Source organism: Intestinibacter sp. (genome assembly GCF_051866655.1).
GTDB lineage: Bacteria > Bacillota > Clostridia > Peptostreptococcales > Peptostreptococcaceae > Intestinibacter.
Window position 1 is genome coordinate 4,257 of record NZ_JBJDXL010000130.1, and the last position, 1,958, is coordinate 6,214.

Genomic DNA, 1,958 nt, shown 5'->3' on the forward strand with positions numbered 1-1,958 from the left:
TAAATTCAATTGTAGATTTTATGATTTCGCAAATACCTGGTTTTATATTAAATAGCTCCCCTAGATATAAATACTTATCGTATAGACTTAAGAGAATGCTGATTGCGGCGATTAACATAATCGCAACACAGATTAGATCTGGAGAATTTGAACCAATAGACTACGAAGTCAATTTTGGGCAAACTGGAAAATATCCGCCTATAAAGATAATACTAGAGGATGGAAAAGAAATTAATCTATCTGACCAACTAGATTAATTTCTTTTCCATCCTCTAGTATTATCCGCCTATAAAGATAATACTAGAGGATGGAAAAGAAATTAATCTAGTTGGTCAGATAGACAGAATCGATGAATTCGATGAAAATGACGACAAATACATCAGAATAGTAGATTACAAATCATCTGATAAAAATATAAGCCTTACAGAGGTTTATTATGGATTACAGCTTCAATTACTAGTTTATTTAGATGCGATATTGGAGAGCTTTATAAAGAAGGGAACAAGTATTCATCCAGCTGCGATTTTATACTGCAAGATAGACAATCCGATTGCGAAGTTCAATGAAAATAAAGAGGAAGAGCAAATTGACGAGGAAATTTTAAAGCAATCTAAGATGAAGGGATTGCTCGCAAAGGATGTGCACATAATCAAAAAGATGGATAAATCACTATATGAAGACGATGTAAAATCATCACTAATAGTTCCAGTCACTTTAAATAAAGATGGAAGCTTGGCTAAGAGCACAAATGGCGTGACTTATCAAGAATTTGAAGTACTTAGAAAATATGTAAAATACGAGATAAAGGAATTATGTCAAGGCATGCTAGGTGGAGATATAAGCATAAATCCTAATAAGCACAAGGACAAAACTTCATGTGATTTCTGTCTATACAATGCAATTTGCCAATTTGACGCTACACTTAAGGACAACAATTACAAGATAATAAAGGACAAAAAGAACGAGGAAATTATTAAAATGATGGCTGAGGAGGTGGAAGAATGAGTTCTCCAAAATGGACAATAGAGCAACAAAACGTAATCGACAGTAGAGGTGGAAACCTGCTAGTTGCAGCAGCTGCTGGCTCTGGTAAAACTGCCGTACTTGTAGAGCGTATAATTCAGATGATTTTAAATGAGGATTTAAAGATAGATATAGACAAATTATTAGTAGTTACCTTCACAAATGCAGCTGCATCTGAGATGAGGGAGAGAATAGGAGATGCTATTTCTAAAAAATTAGACGAAAACCCAGAAAACGAACACCTTCAAGATCAGCTAGTTCTTTTAAATAAGGCGAGCATAACTACAATACACTCATTTTGTCTAGAGGTTATAAAGTCGAATTTCCACAAGATAAACCTAGATCCTAATTTTAGGATAGGAGATGAGACGGAGTGCTCGCTTATGAAGCTAGAGGCAATCGACGAGACATTTGATATGCTTTATGAGAAAAATGACGAGGAATTCTGTTACTTAGTCGATTGTTATGCAGAAAAAAGAGGAGATACAAATTTACAAAAGCTTATTTTATCAATATACAGCTTTGTAATGGCATCTCCATATCCAAAGGTATGGCTAAGAGAAAGTGCAGAAGACTTCAATGTCGACGAAAACTTTGATTTTGCGACATCTAAGTGGGCAAAGGCGATACTTGAAACAGTCAAGATTCAAATAGAGGGCATCGAAAAATCTATTCAAAAGGCTATTGAAGATGTCGAGGACATAGATGAACTGGCGACTTTTACAGATAAGTTGAGAATAGAGCACGAGAAAATAAAAGATATATCCATTGCCTGCGAAACATCGTGGACTGAGGTTAACAATAAAATTTTAAATATAAAATTTGAAAATTACGCCAAAGGAGTGAAGAGAATTCCAAAGGATGCTCCTTACTATATAAAAGAAGAAAAAGACAAGGCTAAAAAAATAAGAGACAACGCAAAAAAATCAATCGAG

3 protein-coding genes are annotated in these 1,958 nt (G+C 34.4%); all 3 read left to right on the top strand.

Annotated elements, in window-relative coordinates; all coding sequences use genetic code 11:
* On the top strand, nucleotides 1-257 hold a 257-nt coding region (locus ACI3VO_RS03585), incomplete at its 5' end, for a hypothetical protein (protein WP_439756609.1).
* A gap of 88 nt (nucleotides 258-345) precedes the next feature.
* The gene (locus ACI3VO_RS03590) at nucleotides 346-1,005 is read left to right on the top strand and encodes a PD-(D/E)XK nuclease family protein (RefSeq protein WP_439756611.1); all 660 of its coding nucleotides are present in this window, start codon (nucleotides 346-348) and stop codon (nucleotides 1,003-1,005) included.
* Nucleotides 1,002-1,958, top strand: a 957-nt coding sequence (locus ACI3VO_RS03595; RefSeq protein WP_439756610.1) for a UvrD-helicase domain-containing protein, incomplete at its 3' end; no start/stop codon positions are given. The genes ACI3VO_RS03590 and ACI3VO_RS03595, both read left to right, overlap by 4 nt.